Here is a 7161-nt window from a genome sequence, read left to right on the forward strand (position 1 = left end):
ACAGATTTTTATACTTATATATATAAGTATAAATACAATTCTTAAAAAAAAATATTTTATGCGTCAATATTTTGTCACAAAAGAAATTTTAAAATAGCTAATATAAAAGTGTGTTAGCAAAAAGTTATAACTTATAATGTATGATATTATACTTAAACAATAATAATTAGTAAGGGCAAAATAAAAAAGACGACTAAACGTCGCCTTTATTTTTTGCTTTTAGTTTCTTATAATTATTAATTATTTGTAATAACATTAAAATTTCGAGAATAGATAGTAGTATGCGTATCATATAAGTCACCTTTATTTGTTTTTTCTTTTTTTTATATGTAGATATGTCCACATAATTATTACAGAGATAACGTAAAATATATAAGTTTTAAAGTTAGATATATTTTTTGTAAATAGTATTATTACAAAATAAATTATTGTAACTGTACCAAAAGATATTTATAGAGTTTTTTTAGTAGATTTATGCATTGTCGCTAGCTGTATAGCTAGAAATATAACTATAAAATATGCTGAATCTATATATTGACTTATAAAAGATTTCATTTTACCAACCTCCTATTTGAGAGTGTTCAACTACAAATTAACTGATTTTTTTAATAATATAACTTTTGAACTAAATATAATAAAAATATTCTTGTACTTTTAAAGTAGCATAAAAATACAGTGAAATCAATAAGAAAAATATAGAAAGTTATTGAAAGTATATTTTCTTCATTATTGTTGTATATAGAAATATTGACAATACCTAGTACTCGTTATAAAATTTTAGTTATTGAATAAAGAACGGTAAAGAATGAAAGTCTTTTAAAATTTTAAATGAAAATTATTGAAAATTTTTAAATTATATCAATATTATAAGGAGAAAATATTATGGTAAAAGTATTATTTGTTTGTTTAGGAAATATTTGTCGCTCTCCTATGGCAGAAGCGATTTTTCGTAAAATGGTGCTTGATGAGAGATTGGAAGATAAAATACAAATAGATTCTGCTGCGACAAGTACATGGGAACAAGGAAATCCTGTACATAAAGGTACTAGACAAAGATTAGCCAAAGAAAATATATCAGTAGATGGAATGTATTCTAGAACTTTGGAAGATAAAGATTTGGATAACGACTATATAGTAGCTATGGACGAAAGTAATATAATTAATATTAAAAAGTTTTTAAATGGTAGATATAATGGTGAATTAAAAATGTTATTAGAATATGCTGGAGAACAAAGGGAAATAGCAGATCCTTGGTATACTGGTGACTTTGATATAACTTATGAAGACGTCGTAAAAGGCTGTACAGGATTATTAAATAAAATTAAAGAAGATTTAAAATAATATTAATTGAAAACAGATAACTATTCTTTTATAAATAGTTATTTTGTTTATAAGTTTTATAAAAATTTTATAAGAAAAGCAAAAAATATATTTATTTTATATTAGCTATTATGAATTAGTTTAACTTTGATTGAAAAAGATTTTATTTCTTTTTCTTGAAAATATCTTCTTTAAAGAGAGGAACATTATCAAAGTATTCTCCTCTATAGAAAGGGTGGCATTTTAATAATCTTTTTATTGTTAAGTAAGTTCCCAAGAAAAATCCGAATTTTTCGTAGCTTTCTAATGCATACGAAGAACAAGTAGGAGAAAATCTACATCTAGGCTTTGTATAAGGAGAAATATACTTTCTATAACAATTTATTAGAAAAATTAATATTTTAGACATAATAGCTCCAATCCTAAATTTTTATATGTATAAAATTATATAATAAATAACTAGAAAATTCTACAATTATTCGATATATTGAGTTCGATAGTTTGACTTTTATTAAATCAAAATAGTATAATGTAGTTATAAACTAGAGGGGAGAATTGTTATGACAAAACAACATGAACAATTAAATAAATTAGTTGCAAATTTAACAGTACTATATACAAAGTTGCATAGTTTCCATTGGTATGTAAAAGGAACATCTTTTTATACACTACACTCAGTGTTTGAAAAATACTATGACAACACTACTGAGAGTTTAGATGAAGTTGCAGAGAGATTTTTAGCTATTGGAGGACGTCCAGTATCAACTCTTAAAGGATCTCTAGCTATTGCAACTATACAAGAAGCAACAGAAAAAGAAACTACAGAAGAAATGGTACAATCTGTTTTAGCAGATTTTAAACTTTTGATTGCTGATTTATCAGAACTTATGGAATCTTCTGAAGAAGTAAGTGATCAAGGAACTGCTGATATGGCACTTGGAATCAAAACAGAATTAGAAAAAAATGTTTGGATGTTAAATGCATATTTAGCTAAATAATAAAATATAAAAAAAGCTACTGAAATATTCAGTAGCTTTTTTTATATTTCTCTTGAGTTTACGTCTATATAATCATTGCCATAATAATTATTTTGTTGGTAATTATCTTTTCTTGGCATAATTATAGATAATATTATATAAACTAACAATGTTCCAGTTAATGATACAGGAATAGAGATTAACCATAATAATCTAACAATAGTTGGATTTATATTAAATCTTTCTGCAATTCCGCTACAAACTCCAGTAATATAACCTTTATCAGATTTATACACTCCGACAATTTTTAATAGTGTTGATAATACAATTTTTACTTTTTCCAAAAATTTCATGTTATATCCTCCTTTTAAGAATATAATTGTTATTGGTTTATATTATATCAAAAATAAGTTTAAATATACATAAAAATATATCTATAAAAATCATCATAATAATTTTAAGGTTGTGTATAATAACAGATATTGTATTTAAAAATATTGGTAATAATAAGATGAAACGAACACTAAAATTTATATAAAATTTATAAATAGTATTGTATTATCTCAGTTTTATTGTTATAATGTAAGTGTAAATAAAATATCTTAGGAGGTTAAATATATGAAACTTTTTAGAATGATACCTTTAGCTATAATTTCAGTACTAACATTGACAACGGTAGGTTGTAGTTCGCAAGATTCATCTAAATCTAATAGTGAACAAAAGTCCCCTGATCAAGTTCTTGGCGTTTCATTATCTAATCCAATAAAAGTGGATAAAGAAAAAGGAACGGTTACAGTATTATCTCAAGTTAACGGAAAATATTTTAATCAAACAACAAGACACGCTTCAGTAGAACAAAGCGGAAGTAACGGAGCTAAATCAGTGCTTACAGCTTTTGCAAAACCGGAAGAATTTTATAATGCTCTTAACGAAATAAGTGCAAAAGAAGGTGGAAATATGACACCAGCCAATGCAGCAAATACACACGTTGAGGGTACTCCAATTAAAATGGAAGTTACTTGGAACGGAGCGGATAGATTATATGATATTAACGATATTATAAAAGATAGCAATGGCAAAAAAATAGCTTTTCGTTTTGGAGGAAATAAAGACCGAGCAAATGAAAAAAATACAGGTTGTCTAAGTTGTTTAGATAGTTGTCCAGTAGGAATAATATCTAATGAAACATATACTTACGGAGCAGTAGAAAGTACAGGTGAAGTTAAGTTTACTGGTAATTCTGACTTGCTTCCTGAAGACGGGACATACGTAGCTACTGTTTATAGTATAGATAAAGATAGAATATAGAGGTAGTATTATGCAAAGATTAAGAACATTATTTTATTATTTATCTACAGGTTTAGCTATAGGATATTTTTTATCTTTACTACTAACTTTTCATACTAAATATGAGATGATGATAAGTCTTGCTCTTATTATTTATATCTTTATAGGATTTGGTATAATGTTAGGAATAGCTTATGATAGAATAGGTTATAAGTATCTGTTTTTTTGTATAGAGGCATTAACTTTACTAACAGCTCTATTTACTGGAAGGATTATGCAAATAATTTTTATTACTAAAGAAGCATTTCTAATTAATATACCTGCCAAAAAATTAGTATTACCATTTGTTATAGTAGTAGCAGTTATAAATTTAATAAATGTTTATATAATAGCTACATTAAGCAAATATCAGAAAGTTTATACAAAAGAAGAATTAAAAGCTATTAAAGAAAAAGAAATTAAGCTTAAAGATTTAAGAGAGACTTTATCAGAAGAAGAAATAGCAAAAAGAAAACAAATTCGAAGAAAACAGCGCACAATAGCATTAATATTAATAGCAATCTCCCTAATTGTTTATTTTGCGGTGCCAAGTGTAAGAAGTAATTTGAATAATGCTTTTGCTACAATCTCACAATTAGATACAAAAATAGTAATAGAGTATTTAAGATCTTATGGAGCTTGGGCTGCGGTGGTATCATTTATACTAATGATATTACAATCTATAGCTGCACCTATTCCAGCTTTTCTTATAACCCTATCTAATGCGGCAATCTTTGGCTGGGTGTGGGGAGCTGTGCTTTCTTGGTCATCTGCTATGGTAGGAGCTGCTGTATGTTTTTATTTAGCACGTGCTTTAGGAAGAGGACCAGTAGAAAAACTTACGAGTAAAGGAGCTATGGAATCGGTAGACGTCTTCTTTGAAAGATATGGAAAATCAACTATACTTATTTGTCGTTTATTGCCTTTCGTATCATTTGACTTTGTTAGTTACGGAGCAGGATTAACAAATATGAAATTCTGGTCATTCTTTGTAGCTACAGGTATAGGGCAACTTCCAGCGACTATAGTATATTCTTACGTAGGAGGAACATTAACTGGAGGAGCACAAAAACTGTTCTTAGGATTAATGTCACTATTCGCTCTATCTATAGTTATAGGTATTATGAAAAAAGTTTACAATGATAAACATAAAAACATAAAAAACACACAAGCAAAATAAAAGGTATAATAGAATTTTAACCTCAGTTATTTAAAATAAAATTATACAAAAAAGGATAATCAAATAATATTGATTATCCTTTTTGTATTTATATTAAATTTTTCGTTTGTGTTTTGCTAGATAGTAGTAAGCGAAAATTAAAACTATACCTGTAACTGTCCAAGTAATTGAATCTGAGAAACATATAGCTAAGAATCCGTAAGATCCTGTAAATATTATTACTACTAATACACGCATAACAAGTTCTACAATTCCTGCAAACATTGCAGATATAGGGAATCCATATCCTTGAAGAGCATTTCTGTATACTATTAGAAGGCCTAAGATAGGATATGCCCACATTACAGAATTAAAATATGTTTGAGATGCTCCTATAAAATCTAAATTTTCTTCTTTTGTAAATAATTTAGCTATAGGAGTTCCTAGAAAATAAACAAATGCTATTGTGAATATACTCAAGAAAATTGTTAATATGGTACTCATTTTCACAGCTTTGTCAATTCTATTAAACTTTAATGCTCCGTAGTTTTGACTTATAAATGTAGAAAGACCTGATCCCAATGCAACAAAAACATATATTATAATATTTTGAATTCTACTTGCTACACTAAATCCGGCAATATGATTGGTAGAAAAATCATTCAAAAATGTTTGAACTATTATAATACCTATTCCTGTAAATGAAAATTGCATTCCCATAGGAATACCTTGTTTAATTAACTTCTCTATAAAACTCTTTTCTAAATTATTTTCATTCTTGTTAATAGTTAATTCAGGATATTTTTTTCTAATGTAGAAATAACAACTAGTTGCTGCGATAATTTGACTAATTACAGTCGCCCAACCAGTTCCTATAATACCTAGATTAAATATTGCTACAAAAATATAAGCTATAGTAACATTAGATATTACAGATATAGCCAAAAATATTAATGGAGCAAAACTATTTCCTATACTACGTAATACTCCTGCAAATAAATTATAAAATAAGTTAGCGATACAACCCAAATATAGTATAAATAAAAAGTTGTGCGTCATATCAAATAGATGAGCAGGTGTATTTATTATTTGGAGAATATAACCATTAGTCCAAGATAACACAACAGTAAATATTATTCCTATAATTATACATAAAATAATAGAGTTATAAAGGTATTGTCTAAATTTAGCTAGGTTGTTTTCACCAAAACTTTTTGCCATATTAATACTAAAACCTTGTGTAACACCTATTAAAAAACCTATAACTACAAAATTTATAGGAGAAGCAATCCCAACCGCAGCTATAGCATTTTCTCCGACATATTGACCTAAAATAATAGAATCAACAATCAAGTATAAATTTTGTAACATACCTCCTATAAATATAAAAATAGCGAAACTCAAAATTTGAGATAAAATAGGCCCTTTTGTCATATCTTTCATAATAGTACCATCTCCATAAATTTATTTCAAAATACTAATTAATTTTAAAACAAATTATATTTAAAATCAATAGTGAGTGTAATTTATAAAATTAATTTTTGTATAATTATAATGTATAAATATTTAACAATAAAATATTATAGGAGATGCTGTAAAAATAACATTAGTAACAAATGCAGTTAAATAATATTATTTAAAACATAATTCTTATATAATAATATACTATTAATTTAAATGATATTAATAAATAAGAGTAGTTATTTTTTATTTTTCTCAAATTATTTTTTTGTAAAAATATTAATTTATGATATAATTACTCTATTATAAAACTTTTATAGGAGGATATTTATGAAACCATTTAAAAGAACAGTAGAAAAAGTACTAGCTTGGATTGCTAACATTTTACTATTATTTGTAGCTATATTTTTATGTATTTTGAAATATACAGGATTTACAGATAAAGTATTAAATAGTACGGAATTTTATAATTCATTTAGAAATGAGCTAAGTAATAATGGAGTTCGTTATACAGATGCAGAAATGAAAACAGTTATAGACTTGTTGGTAACAGTAGTAGATACTTACGCAATACTTGCAATTATTGCTACAATTGTCGCTATAGTGGCTTCTCTAACTATGAAAAAGAGAATTATGTCAGGTATTTTGTTTATAATAGTGGCACTATTTGTATTTATAGCTTCTTTCGGAGCGGCAATTTTAATCTACTTACCTTACTTTATAGTAGCAATAATGCTATTTGTAAGAAAAGATCCTAATCAAAATAATACTGATGATAGCAATGGGAATCAAGCTTGGATTGCTAACATTTTACTATTATTTGTAGCTATATTTTTATGTATTTTGAAATATACAGGATTTACAGATAAAGTATTAAATAGTACGGAATTTTATAATTCATTTAGAAATGAGCTAAGT

Annotated in this window: 8 protein-coding genes; 5 read left to right on the plus strand and 3 right to left on the minus strand. The window is 26.2% G+C overall.

What is annotated here, in order from left to right:
* Nucleotides 1-882: 882 nt before the first annotated feature.
* Nucleotides 883-1341, plus strand: a complete 459-nt coding sequence (locus tag HZY83_RS04815; RefSeq protein WP_179942944.1) for a low molecular weight protein-tyrosine-phosphatase — start codon at nt 883-885, stop codon at nt 1339-1341.
* Nucleotides 1342-1483: 142 nt separating this feature from the next.
* Here HZY83_RS04815 and yidD read toward each other — a convergent pair whose 3' ends face one another.
* The gene (yidD, locus tag HZY83_RS04820) at nt 1484-1729 is read right to left on the minus strand and encodes a membrane protein insertion efficiency factor YidD (RefSeq protein ID WP_179942945.1); all 246 of its coding nucleotides are present in this window, start codon (nt 1727-1729) and stop codon (nt 1484-1486) included.
* 151 nt (nt 1730-1880) lie between these two features.
* On the opposite strand from yidD, the gene HZY83_RS04825 reads away from it, so the two are divergent.
* Entirely contained in the window at nt 1881-2318 is a 438-nt protein-coding gene (locus HZY83_RS04825) for a Dps family protein (protein ID WP_179942946.1), read from the plus strand.
* Between the two features lie 41 nt (nt 2319-2359).
* On the opposite strand, the gene HZY83_RS04830 is transcribed toward HZY83_RS04825, so the two are convergent.
* Entirely contained in the window at nt 2360-2650 is a 291-nt protein-coding gene (locus HZY83_RS04830; protein ID WP_179942947.1) for a PspC domain-containing protein, read from the minus strand.
* Nucleotides 2651-2915: 265 nt separating this feature from the next.
* On the opposite strand from HZY83_RS04830, the gene HZY83_RS04835 reads away from it, so the two are divergent.
* Together HZY83_RS04835 and HZY83_RS04840 are read left to right on the plus strand one after the other, a co-directional pair.
* Nucleotides 2916-3605 (plus strand): YdjY domain-containing protein, encoded by a 690-nt coding sequence (locus tag HZY83_RS04835; protein WP_179942948.1) that lies wholly within the window; start codon nt 2916-2918, stop codon nt 3603-3605.
* A 10-nt stretch (nt 3606-3615) separates the two neighbouring features.
* A complete protein-coding gene (locus HZY83_RS04840; RefSeq protein WP_179942949.1) occupies nt 3616-4803 on the plus strand; it encodes a TVP38/TMEM64 family protein in 1188 nt (395 codons plus the stop codon).
* 93 nt (nt 4804-4896) lie between these two features.
* Here the strand turns inward: HZY83_RS04840 and HZY83_RS04845 are convergent, their stop codons facing one another.
* Nucleotides 4897-6225 carry an MATE family efflux transporter gene (locus HZY83_RS04845; RefSeq protein ID WP_179942950.1) on the minus strand — a complete coding sequence of 443 codons (1329 nt, stop codon included), beginning with the start codon at nt 6223-6225 and terminating at the stop codon, nt 4897-4899.
* 348 nt (nt 6226-6573) lie between these two features.
* Here HZY83_RS04845 and HZY83_RS04850 point away from each other — a divergent pair.
* A partial coding sequence (locus tag HZY83_RS04850; RefSeq protein WP_179942951.1) for a DUF4064 domain-containing protein occupies nt 6574-7161 on the plus strand: 588 nt, incomplete at its 3' end.

This window comes from Gemella sp. GH3 (genome assembly GCF_013415425.1).
Lineage (GTDB): Bacteria > Bacillota > Bacilli > Staphylococcales > Gemellaceae > Gemelliphila.